Origin of the sequence: Ensifer sp. Root423, from assembly GCF_001426275.1 — a bacterium.
In the GTDB taxonomy this organism is placed as follows: domain Bacteria; phylum Pseudomonadota; class Alphaproteobacteria; order Rhizobiales; family Rhizobiaceae; genus Ensifer; species Ensifer adhaerens.
Genome location: NZ_LMEG01000001.1, coordinates 283,267 through 299,421, shown reverse-complemented (window position 1 = coordinate 299,421; position 16,155 = coordinate 283,267). Strand labels below are relative to the sequence as shown.

General features: G+C 64.5%; 18 protein-coding genes. 11 read left to right on the top strand and 7 right to left on the bottom strand.

Annotation, left to right across the window (positions count from 1 at the left end):
* Window positions 1-27: 27 nt before the first annotated feature.
* Window positions 28-432: a winged helix-turn-helix transcriptional regulator gene (locus tag ASD01_RS01455; RefSeq protein WP_034792759.1), complete on the bottom strand. Its 405-nt coding sequence runs from the start codon at window positions 430-432 to the stop codon at window positions 28-30.
* Window positions 433-632: 200 nt separating this feature from the next.
* Between ASD01_RS01455 and ASD01_RS01450 the strand changes: the two genes are divergently transcribed.
* Window positions 633-1,517: an SDR family oxidoreductase gene (locus tag ASD01_RS01450; RefSeq protein ID WP_034792757.1), complete on the top strand. Its 885-nt coding sequence runs from the start codon at window positions 633-635 to the stop codon at window positions 1,515-1,517.
* A 207-nt stretch (window positions 1,518-1,724) separates the two neighbouring features.
* Entirely contained in the window at window positions 1,725-2,108 is a 384-nt protein-coding gene (locus ASD01_RS01445; protein WP_034792755.1) for a VOC family protein, read from the top strand.
* A 108-nt stretch (window positions 2,109-2,216) separates the two neighbouring features.
* Here ASD01_RS01445 and ASD01_RS01440 read toward each other — a convergent pair whose 3' ends face one another.
* From ASD01_RS01440 to ASD01_RS01430, 3 genes are all read right to left on the bottom strand, one after another.
* The gene (locus ASD01_RS01440; protein ID WP_034792753.1) at window positions 2,217-3,431 is read right to left on the bottom strand and encodes a multidrug effflux MFS transporter; all 1,215 of its coding nucleotides are present in this window, start codon (window positions 3,429-3,431) and stop codon (window positions 2,217-2,219) included.
* 99 nt (window positions 3,432-3,530) lie between these two features.
* Window positions 3,531-4,163, bottom strand: coding sequence for a histidine phosphatase family protein (locus ASD01_RS01435; protein ID WP_034792751.1), 633 nt, complete (start codon window positions 4,161-4,163; stop codon window positions 3,531-3,533).
* A gap of 11 nt (window positions 4,164-4,174) precedes the next feature.
* A complete protein-coding gene (locus ASD01_RS01430; RefSeq protein ID WP_034792749.1) occupies window positions 4,175-4,927 on the bottom strand; it encodes a pyridoxine 5'-phosphate synthase in 753 nt (250 codons plus the stop codon).
* Window positions 4,928-5,400: 473 nt separating this feature from the next.
* On the opposite strand from ASD01_RS01430, the gene ASD01_RS01425 reads away from it, so the two are divergent.
* From ASD01_RS01425 to ASD01_RS01415, 3 genes are all read left to right on the top strand, one after another.
* Entirely contained in the window at window positions 5,401-6,513 is a 1,113-nt protein-coding gene (locus tag ASD01_RS01425) for a hypothetical protein (protein ID WP_034792748.1), read from the top strand.
* A 397-nt stretch (window positions 6,514-6,910) separates the two neighbouring features.
* On the top strand, window positions 6,911-7,585 hold the full coding sequence (locus tag ASD01_RS01420) for a MerR family transcriptional regulator (RefSeq protein WP_034792747.1): 675 nt from the start codon (window positions 6,911-6,913) through the stop codon (window positions 7,583-7,585).
* 254 nt (window positions 7,586-7,839) lie between these two features.
* A complete protein-coding gene (locus tag ASD01_RS01415) occupies window positions 7,840-8,514 on the top strand; it encodes a spermine/spermidine synthase domain-containing protein (protein ID WP_034792746.1) in 675 nt (224 codons plus the stop codon).
* 20 nt (window positions 8,515-8,534) lie between these two features.
* Here ASD01_RS01415 and ASD01_RS01410 read toward each other — a convergent pair whose 3' ends face one another.
* Both ASD01_RS01410 and ASD01_RS01405 read right to left on the bottom strand, forming a co-directional pair.
* The gene (locus ASD01_RS01410) at window positions 8,535-8,894 is read right to left on the bottom strand and encodes a VOC family protein (protein WP_034792745.1); all 360 of its coding nucleotides are present in this window, start codon (window positions 8,892-8,894) and stop codon (window positions 8,535-8,537) included.
* A 26-nt stretch (window positions 8,895-8,920) separates the two neighbouring features.
* Window positions 8,921-10,048 (bottom strand): ATP-dependent DNA helicase, encoded by a 1,128-nt coding sequence (locus ASD01_RS01405; RefSeq protein WP_034792744.1) that lies wholly within the window; start codon window positions 10,046-10,048, stop codon window positions 8,921-8,923.
* A 451-nt stretch (window positions 10,049-10,499) separates the two neighbouring features.
* Between ASD01_RS01405 and ASD01_RS01400 the strand changes: the two genes are divergently transcribed.
* Together ASD01_RS01400 and ASD01_RS01395 are read left to right on the top strand one after the other, a co-directional pair.
* Window positions 10,500-11,540 carry an AbrB family transcriptional regulator gene (locus ASD01_RS01400; RefSeq protein WP_371273166.1) on the top strand — a complete coding sequence of 347 codons (1,041 nt, stop codon included), beginning with the start codon at window positions 10,500-10,502 and terminating at the stop codon, window positions 11,538-11,540.
* A gap of 46 nt (window positions 11,541-11,586) precedes the next feature.
* Window positions 11,587-12,009, top strand: coding sequence for a hypothetical protein (locus ASD01_RS01395; RefSeq protein WP_051659255.1), 423 nt, complete (start codon window positions 11,587-11,589; stop codon window positions 12,007-12,009).
* 38 nt (window positions 12,010-12,047) lie between these two features.
* On the opposite strand, the gene ASD01_RS01390 is transcribed toward ASD01_RS01395, so the two are convergent.
* Window positions 12,048-12,938 (bottom strand): LysR family transcriptional regulator, encoded by an 891-nt coding sequence (locus ASD01_RS01390; RefSeq protein WP_034792740.1) that lies wholly within the window; start codon window positions 12,936-12,938, stop codon window positions 12,048-12,050.
* 97 nt (window positions 12,939-13,035) lie between these two features.
* Here ASD01_RS01390 and ASD01_RS01385 point away from each other — a divergent pair, with 97 nt between their 5' ends.
* From ASD01_RS01385 to ASD01_RS01370, 4 genes are all read left to right on the top strand, one after another.
* The gene (locus tag ASD01_RS01385) at window positions 13,036-14,019 is read left to right on the top strand and encodes a quinone oxidoreductase family protein (RefSeq protein ID WP_034792738.1); all 984 of its coding nucleotides are present in this window, start codon (window positions 13,036-13,038) and stop codon (window positions 14,017-14,019) included.
* A 256-nt stretch (window positions 14,020-14,275) separates the two neighbouring features.
* A complete protein-coding gene (locus ASD01_RS01380; protein ID WP_034792736.1) occupies window positions 14,276-14,653 on the top strand; it encodes a COG4315 family predicted lipoprotein in 378 nt (125 codons plus the stop codon).
* Window positions 14,637-15,188, top strand: coding sequence for an RNA polymerase sigma factor (locus ASD01_RS01375; RefSeq protein WP_034792734.1), 552 nt, complete (start codon window positions 14,637-14,639; stop codon window positions 15,186-15,188). Before ASD01_RS01380 ends, ASD01_RS01375 begins: the two co-directional genes overlap by 17 nt.
* Window positions 15,185-16,018, top strand: coding sequence for an anti-sigma factor family protein (locus ASD01_RS01370; RefSeq protein ID WP_060528762.1), 834 nt, complete (start codon window positions 15,185-15,187; stop codon window positions 16,016-16,018). Before ASD01_RS01375 ends, ASD01_RS01370 begins: the two co-directional genes overlap by 4 nt.
* Window positions 16,019-16,155: the final 137 nt, after the last annotated feature.

Sequence of the window (16,155 nt, the reverse complement as noted above, 5' to 3'; positions counted from 1 at the left end):
GGGGCATCATCGCCGCTACGAAACGCCCTACCCCTGCGCGTCATACACCTCGCGCGCGGCCCGAATGGCGCCGTGGTTTTCCACCGACCAGTCGACGAAGTGCTTGAGCAGGCCGAGCAGCGAGCGCCCGAGATCGGTCAGCGCATATTCGACGCTCGGCGGCTGTGTGGGGTAGACGGTGCGGTGGATGTAGCCGTCGCGCTGCAGGTCCCGCAGCGTCTGGGTCAACATGCGCTGGGAGATGTCGGGGATCAGCCGGCGGAGCTGCGAGAAGCGCAAGGGGCCGTCGGCGAGCGACAGGATCATCAGCGAGTTCCACTTGCCGCCGATATTGTCCATGACGTCGCGGACCGGGCAGTTTTCCATATCCATCGGCACGCCGCAGACGATCGCCACGCGCTTGCCCTTCATGTCCCCGGTCGGCTTGTTCATCGGCGGTACCCTTTTTGTAACCACAGCAGAAAAAACTGCCTCCTTTACAGCCCTACTGCGATTACGCGATAAGAGCAAGTCTCAAAAAGAGACCATGTGCCGAAGCATCTCCCAGGCAACGGCAGGAAGAGCCGGCGAGGCCTGCGCCGCGGCGTTCTGCGCGCGTTTCCGTCTCGGCCAAAACAGAAAAGGTAAAGACCATGTCCGATACATTGCTCGTCACCGGCGCAACCGGCCAACTCGGCAAGCTCGTGCTCGACCAGTTGCTTGCGTCCGGCATCGCACCGGCCCGGATCATCGCCACCAGCCGCGATACGACGAAGCTCGCCAATTATATCGCCAGGGGTGTTCAGGCCCGCGTCGCCGATTTCGACGATCCCGCTTCGCTCGACCAGGCCTTTGCCGGCGCCGACCGGATCCTGATTATCTCTACCGACGCGCTGGACCAGCCCGGCAAGCGGCTGAAGCAACATCTGGCCGCCGTTGCGGCTGCGAAGAAGGCCGGCGCCAAGCACATCGTCTACACCTCGATGCCGAGCCCGGAAACCTCGGTCATTCCCTTCGCACCCGATCATCTCGGCACTGAAAACGCCATCAAGGCGACCGGCATTCCCTATACGATCCTGCGCAACGGCTGGTACATGGAGAACCTGTTCATGGCGCTGCCGCATGCCCTTGAGACCGGGCAATGGTATTCTTCTTCGGGCGAAGGCCGCCTCGCCCACATCGCCCGCGGTGATGCCGCCAAGGCCGCAGCCGCAGCCCTTGCCGCCTCCACAAGCGAGAGCCACACCTATACGCTGACGGGCGGCGAGCTGCGCTCGACGGACGAGATCGCAGCCCTCGTCGCCAAGGCGACCGGCAAGTCCCTCAACGTCGTGCACATCTCCGACGAGGCGCTCGCAGGCGGCCTGAAGAGCGCCGGCCTGCCGGACTTCCTGATCCCGATCGTCGTTTCCTTCGACGCCAACACCCGCGGGGGCCACATCGACATGGTGACGGGCGATGTCACCGCGCTGACCGGCGCGACGCCGGTGACGCTCGCCGCCTTTCTCGAAGCGAGCAAGGCGCGACTTGCCAGCTAAGCGGTAAGCCAGGCAGCGGGAGCCCGGCCGTTTGCGTCGGGCTCTCGAAACGACCTTTGCCATGCTGTCGGCACCGGGAGGGCACGAGCTGCCCGCCCTGCCGGCCAGACAATCTTCGCCATGGTCGTCACCGCCATTTGTTCTTGCTTTGTTCACGTTTTCGCTCTATGAATTCTCCTGGCTTCACCGCTTAAAAAAGGGGAAATCATGAGCGTTTATCTGACCGTCGGTGCATTGGATTCCGCCAGGTCCAATGCCTTCTACGATGCCACCCTGGCGACGATCGGCTGGAAGGCGCACACGGACTTTCCGGACTGGCGCGCCTATTCCGAAGGCGGAACCGGCAATGGTCCCGTGCTGTGGGTCTGCAAGCCCTTCAACAATGAACCGGCAAGCGCTGGAAATGGTTCGATGGTCGGCTTCATGGTCCAGTCCCGTCAGGACGTCGATGCCTTCTACCAGGCAGGCATGGCCAATGGCGGAACGGATGAGGGCGCCCCCAACCCGCGGCCGCATTATGGGCCGCACTGGTACGCGGCCTACATGCGCGATCCCTCCGGAAACAAGATTTCCGTCGTCTATAACGGTTAGCCCATCGCTGCCTTGGCCGGGCACGGTAACCGGGCATCCGAAGCACCGCGCTCGCCGGCATGGGAAGGCTGATGCCTGGCACGCGGGCTTGCCAGCTTTTGCCGTCGCCTACCGGAAGGCCTCCACCGGCGAAGCATCAGCCCTCAGCGCAAGCTCGGCCAGAACGAGCGCGCCGACGCCGGCGAGAAAGAAGCCGGCCGAAAGATTGAGCGTCGTGCCATCGTAGAAGGCGCCCACCGCGATCGAAAACACCGTCGCCACGAGGCTGGAGCCGGAGGCGATCAGCGATGCGCCGAGCCCGGCCACCTGCCCGAGCGAACGCATGGCCATGGCGTTGAGATTGCCGAACAGCACGCCGACCGCAAAGAAGGCGGCAAAACCGAGCACCAGCAGGATCGCAAGCGGCGGCCGCCCGCCCCAATAGAGCGATGCCGCAAGCATCGCCAGCCCTGCCGCGGCAAGGCCCACAAAACCTCGGCGCGCCATCGCCTCCGCGCCGAAGCGCTGCACGAGCTTGGCATTAAGGAACGAGGCAAGCCCGATGCCCGTCGCCAGCATGGCAAAATAGAGCGGGAAGGTCTCACCGATCCCGTAGGCGTCGAAGAAGAGGTCGGCCGCCGTGCTCAGATAGAGAAGCTGCGCGCCGAAGACGAGCCCGGTCGCGACGATCAGCAACGTCACCCGCCGATGCGACAGGATGCGCCGCCCGTTCGATACGAGCAGCCCCAGGCGAAAGGGAATGCGTTTGTCGGCCGGCAATGTTTCCGGCTGCCGCATCACCAGCCACAGGCCGAGAACGCCCGCCGCCGCGAGATAGACGGCAAAGATGCTGCGCCAGCCGGCTACAGTGATGATCCCCTGCGCCAGTGTCGGCGCCAGCATCGGCACCAGAATGAACAGCGTGAACATGAACGACATGACGCGGGCCATCGCGTCACCCTCGAACTGGTCGCGGATCATCGCCCTCGTCGCGATCTTCGGCCCGGAGACGCCGACACCCTGAAGAAACCGGCCGAGGATGACCATTTCGAGCGAGTTCGCCACCATGGCGATGACCGTTCCGAGCGCATAGACGCCAAGGCCCAGGACCAGCGCCCTCTTCCGCCCCATCGCATCGGAAAGCGGCCCGAGCAGCAGTTCGCCGAACGCCATGCCGAGAATGAACAGCGAAATCACATGCTGGGTGGAAAGCGGCGGCGCGACGCCGACGTCGGCGCCGATCTGGCGCAGACCCGGCAACAGCGCGTCGATGCTGATCGAGGTCAGCGATGTCAGAAGCGCATAGAGAACGATGCGCTCGCGAAAACTGGTCTGAATGATCATGGGCCGGAGATGGGCGAGAGGACGGGCTTACTCTATAGCAGCCCCCGTTGCAGATTGCATTGCGTTCGCGCCTGCGTAGCCCTGAGTATTTTCAGGATGTTACGGCGTCTCATTTGCCAGATGCGCGGCATCCGCCAGGCAGACGACGGCGCGATTCCTGAAAAAATCATCCTCGCGCAGATGAGTGATGCTTCCGGATTTCGCCGGGAAGCTCAAGAAACCGGCGGCCTCGATCGGAACCTTCATCCAGGCCGCCATCACCAGCGTCAGCGTGAAACCGTGGGTAACGATGATCTGCGTCGGACAGGGCCTGGCGACGATGGCCTCGACGCAAGGGTAGACCCGAAGCGCCACGTCGCGGCGGGTTTCCGCGCCGTCGATACCGCAATCATGATCCAGCCGATTGTCGTCCGGCGCCGCGGTATAGCGCGCGTCGAGCCAGGCCTGCGGCCCGCCGCCGGCCACGCCATAGCTGATTTCGCGAAGAGCGGCGGTTTCCGTCACGGGCGCGGCAAGGCGCGCGGCGATCGCCGCCGCCGTTTCAGCGGTGCGCAAAAGGTCGGAGCTGAAGATCTCGACCTGCCTCCCGCCGACAAGGGTCGCAAGACGCTCGGCCGTGGCCGCCGCATCCTTTCGGCCGCGCTCGCTCAGGCCGGTATCGTACCAGCCGCCCACCCTGCCCTCGACATGGTGGACGGATTGCGTGTGGGTGACGACGAAGAGTTCCTTCATGCGAAGGCGCCTCAGACCTCCTGCCCGCAGGCGCGACGGAAGCGGCGCACGGTCTCGGCCATGCCGTATTCCAGCGCATCGGCGGTCAGGCCGTGGCCGATCGACACTTCGGCAAGGTTCGGAATGTGCCTGGCAAGCAGCGGCAGGTTGGCGACAGTCAGGTCGTGGCCGGCATTGACGTCGAGACCGAGCTCGGCCGCCAGCGCCGCCGTGCGGCCAAGCTCGCCGGCGATCTTCTCGGCCTTTTCCGGATCGTCATAGCAGCCGCCATAGGGGCCGGTGTAGAGTTCGATGCGGTCCGCACCCGTTTCCTTGGCGATGCGCAGCGCCTCCATGTCCTCGTCGCCATCGGCAAACAGCGAAACGCGAAAACCCTTCTTCTTCAGCCGGCCGACCACATGGCCGAGCAGATTGTGGTTCTTGCGGAAATCCCAGCCGTGGTCGGAGGTCGCCTGCGCCGGATCGTCGGGCACCAGCGTCACCTGTTCCGGCCGGTGCGCTTCGACGAGACCGAGAAACTCCTCGTTCGGGTAGCCTTCCATGTTGAATTCCGTCTCCGGGAATGCGCCGTCGATCAGGTCGCGGATCGGCTGCAGGTCGGAAAAGCGGACATGGCGCTGATCCGGCCGGGGATGCACCGTCAGGCCGGCGGCGCCGGCTTCGAGCGCAATGCGCCCGAGTGCGGTGACGGAGGGCCAGGGTAGATCGCGCCGGTTGCGAAGCATTGCGACGGCATTCAGATTCACGGACAGTTTTGCAGGCATGTCTGAACTTTCCAGAGGCGGGGCCGCTCACGGCCCGATGCGGGCAATGTGGATGCAATGTTCTACTGCATATTTAACGAAAGCAGAAACGGTTTGAGGTCGGGATTATGCAGCAATTCCAAGGAGTACCAATGCAATATCCGCGTCAATGGCGCGCAGTGCGTTTGCCCGCCTTGTCTTGATCAAATCTTGACAATCGATCTCTCTAATATGCAGGAAAGCTGAATCACCGGAACGAAACCTTCGGGCCGCCGGCACGCCGGCACTGGGCGAGCGAGCACCGCTACGATCTGTCACAGGGATTGAGGACGCAATTTTTACGTTTATTTCAGAAAAAACTCAAATTTGGCGTCTATCACCCCTGACAACCACTTCTTTTGGCCTTAAATTTCCGAATCAGATCGAATGGCCCTGGCCTACGCCGCGATCGCCTTCATAGATTTTTAGATCACATGACCCTGGAGCAAGCACCGATGACGACGGTCGAAAGACCCTGCGATGAGACGATACGGCGGACGCTCCGTCGCATCCTCGAAAGCAAGGCTTTCGCGCGCTCCGAGCGCTTGCGGGCGTTCCTCGCCTATGTCGTCGAAAAGGAGATGATCGGCGAAGGCCATCAGCTCAAGGGGTACTCGATCGCCATCGACGTCTTCGACCGGCCACAGGCCTTCAACGCCGACAGCGACCCGCTGGTGCGCGTGCATGCCGGCAAGCTGCGCAAGCTGCTCAAGGCCTTCTACGAGGGCGACGGCGCCGACGAGGATTGGCGCATTGCCATTCCCAAGGGAACCTACGTTCCGGAATACCGCCACGCGCGGACGGAAGTGGCCGAAACTGCCGCCCCCGCGCCGCGTCAGCCGAAGCCGGCCAAGCGGCGCTTTGCCGGGCATCGCCCCGCCTGGCCGCCAGCCCCGCTCTCCTCGCCGCTCTCCGTTCTGAGCGTCCTGCCGCTGTTGCTCTTTGCACCGATGCCGTCGCAGGAAATGACGCTGGACCTCGACGCCCAGGCCAAGCTCTTCAACGCCCGCCACGCAACCGAGCGGGTGCTGCCCGCCGTTACCGTGAAGCTCAGCGGCGCCGAAAACAGCGATGCGAAGGCCTTCGCCACGGCGCTGCGGCTTGCCGCCCAGCGCCACAAGACGCTGGCGCGCGCCACCGATGGCGACACCGGCCGACCGGTCTCGCGCAACTCAGCACTTTCCTTCACAGTCCAGGTGACCTGGTACGACGCACCGGCCCAGGGCATTCGCGTCACCCTCTCCCATGACGGCGAGAACGTGCCGATGCGCCAGGACTTCATCACCTGGAAGCGGCTCGAGACCGAGCCTGACCTGCTTTTCGAGAGCATGTCGCTCGCCGCCGAACTGTTTTCGCTCGATGGCGAGATCTATAATCACGCCCGCGAAGAGCAGATCGAAAGCCCGCTGATGGGCTGCATGGCCGCCACCCAGCGCTATCGCAAGCACCTCACCCGCGACACCTTCGAGACCGCCTGGTCCTGCCAGCAAAAACTCTCGCCGCTGCGCGGCGACGAGCCGCTGTTCATCCTCAGCGCCAACAGCCCGCTCAAGGTCATCGGACACTGAGCCTGCCCGGCGGGGCGGGCAAAGGCCGGTCCGCATGAAGCGGCTGCGACCCCCGGTCCGCCACATTCGCCTGCCATACTGGGACTGGTCATATTAGCGATTCGCGTATACGGTACACGCATGCGTTGGGAATGGGTGCCTGGGTGCTCGTCAGGCAAGCATCGATGTCCTGAGTAAACCGTGCCTTGCGCGCGGAGGTGCCCCAACCGAGCAGCAGGTATTGTCGTTGACGATCAACGAGTGCCTCACCGCGCGGATCCGTCCGCACCTTTGAGACCCGACGATCGCCACCGCTTCCGGACGCGGATTGCGCGCGCCCCTGGGTCGGTCTCGATTCAGGAAATTGCAGAAACAGCGCGTCGAAAGACGCGCAGGCTGTAGACCGGGGACCTTCGACATGCCGCGAGACCACTGGAAATTCGAGGGCGTGCTGGCCGCGCCCGATCGTGTCGGCTTTCTGCCCGACCTGCCGCTTCCCCACCACGACCCCACGACGCCGCTGGCGATCGCCGACATGGCCGACGCTTTCGGCGTCACCCATCGCACGCTGCACTTCTACGAGGAAAAGGGGCTCCTGACCGCCGCCCGCATGGGGCCGATGCGGGTCTACAACGAAGATCACATTCGCCGCATGGCCGTCATCAACGCCTGCCGCGAGATCGACATGCCGATCTCGACCATCCTGGAACTGCTGACCGGACTTGCGGGCACCGAGGAGCAGGCCGAAGCCGACAAGCTGTTTCGCGACGCCCTGCTGGCCCGACGGCGTGAGCTTGCCGCCCAGCAGGCAAACCTGCGCCGGCAGATGCAGCGCATCACCGAGCTGCTCGAAACCACCGACGGAGGCGAAGCCACCGATGAGGACGGCCATGTCCATCTCTCGCCGATCGAAAGCGAGTGCCTGACCTTCATGGCCGACGGCTATCCGGCGGCGCGCATCGCCGGCCTGATGGACATGGACGTGGCAGCAGCGCTTACCCTTGAAGCCGGCATCATCCGCAAGTTCGGCGCTAACAACCGCTTCCAGGCGATCGCCAAGGCGGTGCTTTCAGGCATGATCTCGCCGGAATAGCGAGGACACGGCAGCCTCCCCCGATGCCTTGCCGTCCGCATCCTCGTGCGTGAAGAGGACGAGGTCGCGTTGCGCCTCGCCTCGGTCACGACGCTCTCCTGCAGCCCCCTGCCCGCAGGCCTGCCACAGTAAGGCGCGCCGAACAGTTTGCAGGTCCACGCGGCACAATTCTCTTGAACGGCAGACATTGCGGTGTCGCCATTATCCCGCACGTGTTACGAGGGCGCCTGAACAAATACGGACGAGAGACCCCGATGCTTCCCTGGATAGAGCTGGACCGCGCAACCATTCCCGGTGACGGCGACGAGCTGCGCCTGAAGCAGCGCGGGCAGGAATTCTCGATCATGCTCGGCTCGAACGAGCTGATGAACAGCCGGTTGAGCGGCTCGGAAGAAGCGCTGGCGACGCTCGCCCATGAGCGCATCGCCGGCGGCAAGAACCTGAGCATGCTGATCGGCGGCCTGGGCATGGGCTTTACCTTGCGCGCGGCCCTTGCCGTGCTGCCAGGCGATGCCCGCGTGACCGTCGCCGAACTGGTTCCGGCCGTCGTCGACTGGGCTCGCGGCCCCATGGCCGAGCTGCACAAGGGCACGCTCGACGATCCCCGCGTCGATATCCATGTCGGCGATGTCGGCGCACTGATCCGCTCGAAGAAGGCCGCCTACGACGCCATCCTGCTCGATGTCGACAATGGCCCGGATGGCCTGACGCGCCCCTCCAACGACAGCCTCTACAGCCACACCGGCCTTCGCGCCGCGCAAGCCGCCCTTCGGGCTGGCGGCGTGCTTTCCGTCTGGTCGTCGGCACCCGACAGCGCCTTCACCCGCCGCCTGCGCGAAGTCGGCTTTGCCGCCGACGAGGTGAACGTGCGCGCCAACGGCAAACGCGGCGGCGCCCGCCATATGATTTGGATGGCAACGAAGCGGTAACAGCTCAAGACGGCTGCACCTCAGATCTTGCGGAAGGCGCGGCTCGATATCGAGATCGGATTGCCTGATGGGTCCTTCGCATTGGCGAACTGATAGCCATCGGCCTGATGGATGGCCCCGAATACCAGCCCTTCCTGAGCGCACCCTCGGCTGAAGGCTTCGACATCCCTGACATCGAACACTAGCTTGATGAGGGATTGGCCTTTCCGCGCGCCCTTGGCGGTCGGATGGACCATCAGGCTGGCGCCACCGTCTTGCGGGATCAGCTCGACGATACGGTCGCCCGCCTCGCGCGATGCCTGGAAGCCGAAGTGTTTTTCGTAGAAGCGAACCGTCGCTTCCACGTCATGGGCGTAGAGAATGATCCTGTTGATCGGCACGTCCGCATCCCTTCCGGCAGTGCGGTCTAGCGAACGATGGTCAGCCGCTCCGCAGCGCGAGTGATCGCGGTATAGAGCCAGCGCTCGCGGGTATCGCGGAAGGCCCAGCTTTCGTCGAACAGCACGACATTGTTCCACTGCGAGCCCTGCGCCTTGTGCACCGTCAGCGCGTAGCCGTAGTCGAACTCGTCGTAGCGCTTGCGCGTCGTCCAGGGGATCTCGCCCTCGACATCCTCGAAGGCCGCCTTCAACAGCTTGATCTTGGCGGCACCGCGATCCATGTCGTCGTCTTCGGGCCGGATCATCAGGTTGATCCCCGGCTTCACCGTCTCCTTCGAAGAACTCATCACCTGCCACAGCGAGCCGTTGAGCAGGCCCTTGGCCGGATCGTTCCTCAGGCACACGAGCTTGTCGCCCGATTGCGGATACTCGCTGGTAAAGCCTTTCAGTTCGCGCAGACGCTGGTTGTAGCGCCGGCGGGTCTTGTTGGTGCCGACCAGCACCTGGTCGGCCTCGAGCACCAGTTCCTGGTTCACCTGAGAGCGACCGATCACATGCGTCGTGCCATAGTCGCCATGCATGATTTCCTTGCCTTCGCGCACCTGCATGGCGAGCTGGATGATCGGATTGTCGCGCGCCTGGCGGTGAATGTCCGTCAGCAGGTAGTCCGGCTCTTGATTGGTGAAATAGCCGCCGCCCGTAACCGGCGGCAGCTGGCCGGGGTCGCCAAGCACCAGGATCGGCGTGCCGAAGCTCATCAGGTCCTTGCCGAGTGCCTCGTCCACCATCGAGCATTCGTCGACGATGATCAGCGCCGCCTTGGCGACCGGGCTCTGGCGGTTGATCGCAAACATCGGCGCGATCGAGGTCTTGCCGGTTTCCTCGTCGGAAACCTCCTCTTCGCCGCGCGGCCGGTAGATCAGCGAGTGAATGGTCTTGGCGTTGCTCGCGCCCTTGGAGCGCAGCACCTGCGCCGCCTTGCCGGTAAAGGCGGCAAACAGCACGTCGCCATCGACATGCTCGGCAAAATGCCGGGCCAGCGTCGTCTTGCCGGTACCGGCATAGCCGAACAGCCTAAAGAGCGGCGAGCGGCCCTCTTTCAGCCATTGCGAAACGGCCTTCAGGGCCTCGTCCTGTTGCGGTGCGAATTGCATGAGGTTGAGTGTCAGGATTCGGGCCGCACACGCAAGCCCGGAATTGCGGCCCCACCGGAGGACCAGGAGCCGCCAGCTTCGCGAGCGTCACCGCCGTGCGCAAAATTACCCCGTAAAATCAAGGCCGCGCCTCGTCACCGCTCCTTCCGGCGCGGCTTACGCCCGGCCGAATCTGTTCACGTTTTTTTCTCATTTCGCCTCCTGCCCGCACGGTGCTCGCATTGCCCGCTGGCAATCCTGTGGCACTTTCTTGCTCTGCCCCTTGAACGCAACGCCGCATTGTTGCTAACGAGCGTGACGTGATGGCGCCCGCGCTTCTGCTGGCGAAGACCATCGCTCAAAGCCCGTCAAGGCCGGCCCCGGTGGCCGTTCCCGCCTTTCCGGGTCATGCCGGAGAGTGCCCGTGAAAACCGACAAGCCAGCTGCGCCGCCCACCCCGGACAAGGTCGGCATCGGACGGTTCGCGCCCTGGCTGCAATGGAGCCTGCTGCTTGCGGTCTCCATCGTCCTTGCCTCGTTTTTCGAATTCATCGGCCTTCCGGCCGGGCTGCTCATGGGCCCGATGCTGGCCGCCGTGCTCGTCGGCATGAACGGCGGCACGATACGCCTGCCGCGCCAGCTGTTCTTCTGCGTGCAGTTCATCCTGGCAATGATGATTGCCGGTGCCATGACGCCGGGCATGCTCGCCACCTTCTCCGGCAACTGGCCGCTGTTTCTCGCCGTCATCCTCTCGGTCATCGCCGTCAGCACGCTCTGCGGCTGGGTCATCACCCGCATGCGCATCCTGCCGGGCACAACCGCGATCTGGGGATCGTCGGCAGGCGCCGCCTCGACCATGCTGCTGATGGCTGACGCCTATGGGGCCGATGCACGCCTCGTCGCCTTCATGCAGTATCTGCGCGTGATCTTCGTCGCCAGCACCGCGACCGTGGTTGCGCATATGTGGGTCACCGGCGCCGAAGCCGAGCAGACCACCCACTGGTTCGCACCGATCGACGGCCTGCTTTTCCTCGAGACAATCGCCGTCGGCCTTGGCGCAGCGCTCGCCGGCCGCTTCCTGCGCGTGCCCGCCGGTGCCTTCCTGCTGCCCTTCCTTCTCGGCGCCGTGCTGAACGTCTCAGGCGTGATGACCACCGCGCTGCCGCAATGGCTGCTGGCGATCTGTTTTGCCATGCTCGGCTGGAACATCGGCCTCGGCTTCACCCGCCAGATCCTCATCCATGCCCGCCGCGCGCTGGTGCCGACGATCATCTCGATCGTCGTGCTGATCTCGTTCTCCGGCCTGCTTGCCCTGCTTTTGATCAAGGTGGTCGGCATCGATCCGCTGACCGCCTATCTCGCCACCAGCCCCGGCGGCCTCGACTCGATCGCCGTCATTGCCGCCTCGAGCAATGTCGACCTCTCCTTCGTCATGGCCCTGCAGACAGCCCGCCTGCTGATCATCACCATGATCGGGCCGGCGCTCGCCCGCTTCGTCGCCGACCGGGCTTGACGATGTTGGCCCGGCACGTTTCCAATGCGCTGCCGGGAGAACACTCGTGAAGACGCTCAGAATCTATGGACCTCCGGAAGCCGCGCTTCCCTTCGACCTGCGCGACATCCTGCAGCGCCTCGCACCCCGCTCGCTGAGAGCGTCGTGGAGAGTTTCCGCCGTCGACGCAGGTTATCAATGGTTCGATGCCACCGGCCCCGGCGGCGACGTTCTGGAGAGTTGGGCCCAGTCCGGGAGCATGATCGAGGGCCGGCACCTGGCCGCCGCTGTGCAAGACGTTCTCCAGATCATCTGGGGAGAGTTTACCGGTTTCCTGCCCGGCACCCCGAACAGCCCCTGGATCGTCATTCGCGCCATCGACAGCACGTTTTACGAAATCACCACGGACGACGAGACGGTTCTGCAACGGGTGGAGACCGGTTTCCAGGGCGCTCGCCGTTCTGATGCCCCGTGGAAACCGGCCGACTAGCACCATCGGCTGCTCCCTCACGAAAGCGTCTGCAATCCTCAGGCGCTTTCCGCCAATCGCGCAGCGAAGCGCGCCATCACGGTGGAGACCGCCTCCTTGGTGAGCCGCACGCGCGGCAGTTCGGCCGATTGTTCATGGACCAGCAACCAGAGATCCGGGGCCAATGGCGGCGCCTCCGGCAGCAGCGGAGTGAAGCCTGCCGCCTCGGCCGCAAAGGCCGGAAGCACGGCAAAGCCGAGCCCGTTTTTCACCGCCGCCATCTGCGCGCCGAGCGAGGAGAAGCGCATCGCCGGCTGCAGGCCGGGGCATAGGGTTTCCAGCCAGGCGACCATAATCAGGTAGCTCAGCTCCTCGCTCCAGCCGATCAGCCGGTGGCGGTAGAGGTCGGCAGGTGCGCTCGGCATGCCGTGACGCGCGATGTAGCCAGGCATCGCATAAAGGCCGAAGGCGAGTTGGCCGAGCCTGCGCTGGCGATAGTTGCCCTGCTGCGGCCGCACCAGGCGCAGAACGATGTCGGCCTCTTCGCCGGCAAGCCGCACCGGGCGCACGCTCGAATGCATCTCCAGGCGGATTTCCGGATGCTCCAGCAGGAAACCGGCGAGGCCCGGCAACAGGACCTCCTGCCCCAACAGTTCAGGCACGTCGATGCGCACCGGGCCGGCAAGGTCGTTGTCCTTCTCCCGCGCCGTCCGCTCGAAGACCCGCATCTGCGCCTCGGCCCGTTCGGCCGGCGCCAAAAGCGCCTCGCCCGCCGGCGTCAGGTCGTAACCGTCGCGGTGCGGCCGGAAAAGCCTGACCTGCAACGCCGCCTCCAGCACCTCGATCCGGCGTGACACGGTCGATGCGCTGACACCAAGCCTGACGGAGGCCGCAGTCAGCGAGCGCGCATTGGCAACGGCAAGAAAGAATTTGAGATCGTTCCAGTCCATATTGCTTTCCATTTTTGGAAGTCAGAATTGCGGAATGGTTTCTCGACCGAAGCCAGGAAATCAAGCAGTTTCTTCTGAAATCCGGAGAGAAACCAGCATGACGCCCAACATCGATACCTTTCGATTTTCCGAATTTGGCGAGCCGTCAGTGCTCGCCTTCAAGGCCGAGACGCTGGGCGAGCCCGGGCGCGGCGAAATCCAGATCCGCCATCTCGCCATCGGCGTGAACTACATCGACATTTATCACCGTCGGGGTTCGGCACCCCTGCCCCTGCCGAGCGGGATCGGCGTCGAAGGCGTCGGCGTGATCACCGCGCTTGGCGAAGGCGTCGAAGGCTTCTCGATTGGCGCACGCGTCGCCTATGTGGGCGGCCCGCCCGGCGCTTATGCCACCCACCGCAACCTGCCCGCCGCCCGGGCGCTGGCGCTGCCGGAGGAACTGGACAGCCGAGAGGTCGCAGCCCTCGTCTTCAAGGGACTGACCGTCGAATACCTGATCCGTCGCTGCATCGAGGTGAAGCCCGGCGACACGGTGCTCTTCCATGCGGCGGCCGGCGGTGTCGGCTCGATTGCCTGCCAGTGGCTGAGCCACATCGGCGCGACCGTCATCGGCACCGTCAGCTCCACAGAGAAAGCCGAAATCGCCCGGGCCAATGGCTGCCATCATGTCATCCTCTACAGCCAGGAGGATTTCCGGGTCCGCGTCGGCGAAATCACCGGTGGCAAGGGTGTCGGCGTCGTCTATGATTCCGTTGGCGCCGACACCTTCGCCAGGTCGCTCGACTGCCTGCGCCCGCGCGGCACGCTGGTTTCCTTCGGCGCCTCCTCCGGTCCGGTTCCCCCGCTCGACGTCGCCTCGCTCTCGGCCAAGGGCTCGCTCTATGTCACTCGTCCCTCGATCGCCCACTACACTGCCGAGCGAGGCGAGTACGAAGCGGCGGCGCGAGAGTTGTTCGGCGCCATGCAGGCAGGTGTCGTTCGTGCCCCAGCCATCACCACCTATCCGCTTCACGACGCCCGCAGGGCTCACGAAGACCTGGAGGCCCGGCGGACGACCGGATCCGTGGTCCTGCTGCCCTGAACGGCTGTCGCCTCCAACTGGTCAGCGCCCTATTCCCCCTCTCGTCGGCCGCGCGATGAACGTCGCGTGGCCGGATGCGTCCTGTGGCCGACCTGCAAGAACCGAACCGAAACTTCCGCCAGTTCTCCGGGAATAAACCCTGTGCTTGCCGTGTCTTACGGTTGGATCTGCACCATGCGGCTCCCGCGGAAACGGGACGAGGAGGCTTTTCGCCCGTTTCCGGACAGGAAAACCATCTTGAGGAAGGACAACTGCCATGAGAACGTTTCCACTGACGATCGCCATGCTGCTTGCGGCCAGCGTTACGGCTTTCGCCGCGCCGCCGGTCAAGGAAGTCGAGACCGCCAAGGGCAAGGTGCTGGCCGGAGAAAACGGCATGACGCTCTACACCTACAAGGACGATCATGGCGGCGTGTCCATGTGCTACGATGATTGCGCCAAGAACTGGCCGCCCTTCTTCGCGGAAGCCAGCGCCAAGGCAGATGGTGCCTATACGGTCGTCGAGCGCAAGGACGGCAAGAAGCAATGGGCCAAGGACGGTATGCCGCTCTACTTCTTCATCAAGGACAAGAAGATGGGTGACATGACCGGCGACGGCATGAAGAAGGGCGAATGGAATGTCGCCAAGCCGTAACGGCGGCAACGAGGATGCGGGGGCACCCCCCGCCTCCGACCGGTTCGAAGAGGATGTGCTGGCCCTGGTGCCGGCACTGCGGCGCTATGCCCGCAGCCTGGTGCGCTCGGACCCGGATGGCGAGGACCTGTTGCAGGATTGCGTGGAGAAGGTGCTTTCGCGCCGCGCGCAGTGGCGCGGCGTGAACCTGCGCGCCTGGGCCTTCACCATCATGACCAATCTCGGCCGCAACCGGCACCGCTATGTGGCGATGCACCCGCAGGTGGCGCTGGACGAGGACTTGGGCCTTGAGGCCGAGACCCACGAGAGCGACCCGCTGGAGCGCTCGCGGCTCGAACGGGCGCTGAACGGGCTCTCCACGGAGAACCGCTCGGTGCTGATGCTCGTGGTGATCGAAGGATACCGCTACCAGGACGTGGCCGAGATGATGGCCATACCGATCGGCACCGTGATGTCGCGCCTGTCGCGCGCGCGGCGCCAGCTTGCAGAAGCCATGAAGGACGACAATGTGATCAGCATGCGGAGACCGAAATGACGGAAGGCCACAACACCGTCTCCGAAGACGACCTGCACGCCTATGTCGACGGCGCCCTTGGCCCGCGCGAGCGGTTGCGGATCGAGCAATGGCTCGAGCAAAACCCCACGCAGGCCGAAGAGGTCCGGCAATGGCGGGCGCAGGCGGTCGAGTTGCGCGCGCTCTTTGCCGGCTATGCCCGCAGCGACGCCGATGACCGGGCTCTGCTTCTGAGCAACGGCAGCGAACGCCCGCAACAGGATCCCGGCAAGGACACCCGATCGTTTGCCAGCATCGCCCGCGCCGTCGCCGCCGGCCTGGTGCTCTTTGCGGCCGGCGGCCTCACCGGCCTTTACGCGCCCTCCTTGCTCGCACCCGAGCAAAGCCCCCGGCTGACGCAGACGGCCGACAGCCTGCCGCGCCAGGCGCAATCGGCCTTCCTGGTCTATGCGAGCGAAGTGCGCCATGCCGTCGAGGTCGGCGCCGACGACCAGACCCATCTCGCCACCTGGCTTGGCAAGCGCCTCGATCATCCGCTCTCGATCCCTGATCTCTCCTCGCTCGGCTTCTCGCTGGTCGGCGGCCGGCTGCTGCCGGTCAACGGCAAGGCAGGCGCGATGTTCATGTATGAGGATGGCACCGGCCGACGGCTGACGGTGCTGCTCGGCCGCAACGACGACAACCGCGAAACCAGCTTCCGCATCGACGAGAACGACGGCGTCGAGACCTTCTACTGGATCGACGGCCCGCTCGGCTACGCCGTCACCGGCGAGGTGCCGCGCGATCTGCTGCAGCAGGTGGCGGATGAATGCTACCGGCAGTTCGAAAAGAGCGAGGCGACGAAGAGCTGAGGGGTAACCCAGCCAACGCCGACTGGGCTTTGTTGGCAAGGTATTTCAAAGAGTTACAGTCGAGCCCGCACATTCGTCTCACCCTGCGTGACCCGAGACGCCCTGCGCTCAAAATCGCCGGGACGCTCACAATTTTC

Bases quoted from the DNA above. Each gene is read 5' to 3' on its own strand.
- ASD01_RS01435 (WP_034792751.1), bottom strand. From the start codon at position 4,163: ATGAAGGAACTCTTCGTCGTCACCCACACGCAATCCGTCCACCATGTC.
- ASD01_RS01405 (WP_034792744.1), bottom strand. From the start codon at position 10,048: ATGCAATTCGCACCGCAACAGGACGAGGCCCTGAAGGCCGTTTCGCAA.
- ASD01_RS01415 (WP_034792746.1), top strand. From the start codon at position 7,840: ATGCTTCCCTGGATAGAGCTGGACCGCGCAACCATTCCCGGTGACGGC.
- ASD01_RS01380 (WP_034792736.1), top strand. From the start codon at position 14,276: ATGAGAACGTTTCCACTGACGATCGCCATGCTGCTTGCGGCCAGCGTT.
- ASD01_RS01375 (WP_034792734.1), top strand. From the start codon at position 14,637: ATGTCGCCAAGCCGTAACGGCGGCAACGAGGATGCGGGGGCACCCCCC.
- ASD01_RS01450 (WP_034792757.1), top strand. From the start codon at position 633: ATGTCCGATACATTGCTCGTCACCGGCGCAACCGGCCAACTCGGCAAG.
- ASD01_RS01455 (WP_034792759.1), bottom strand. From the start codon at position 432: ATGAACAAGCCGACCGGGGACATGAAGGGCAAGCGCGTGGCGATCGTC.
- ASD01_RS01445 (WP_034792755.1), top strand. From the start codon at position 1,725: ATGAGCGTTTATCTGACCGTCGGTGCATTGGATTCCGCCAGGTCCAAT.
- ASD01_RS01420 (WP_034792747.1), top strand. From the start codon at position 6,911: ATGCCGCGAGACCACTGGAAATTCGAGGGCGTGCTGGCCGCGCCCGAT.
- ASD01_RS01385 (WP_034792738.1), top strand. From the start codon at position 13,036: ATGACGCCCAACATCGATACCTTTCGATTTTCCGAATTTGGCGAGCCG.
- ASD01_RS01425 (WP_034792748.1), top strand. From the start codon at position 5,401: ATGACGACGGTCGAAAGACCCTGCGATGAGACGATACGGCGGACGCTC.
- ASD01_RS01390 (WP_034792740.1), bottom strand. From the start codon at position 12,938: ATGGACTGGAACGATCTCAAATTCTTTCTTGCCGTTGCCAATGCGCGC.
- ASD01_RS01430 (WP_034792749.1), bottom strand. From the start codon at position 4,927: ATGCCTGCAAAACTGTCCGTGAATCTGAATGCCGTCGCAATGCTTCGC.
- ASD01_RS01440 (WP_034792753.1), bottom strand. From the start codon at position 3,431: ATGATCATTCAGACCAGTTTTCGCGAGCGCATCGTTCTCTATGCGCTT.
- ASD01_RS01370 (WP_060528762.1), top strand. From the start codon at position 15,185: ATGACGGAAGGCCACAACACCGTCTCCGAAGACGACCTGCACGCCTAT.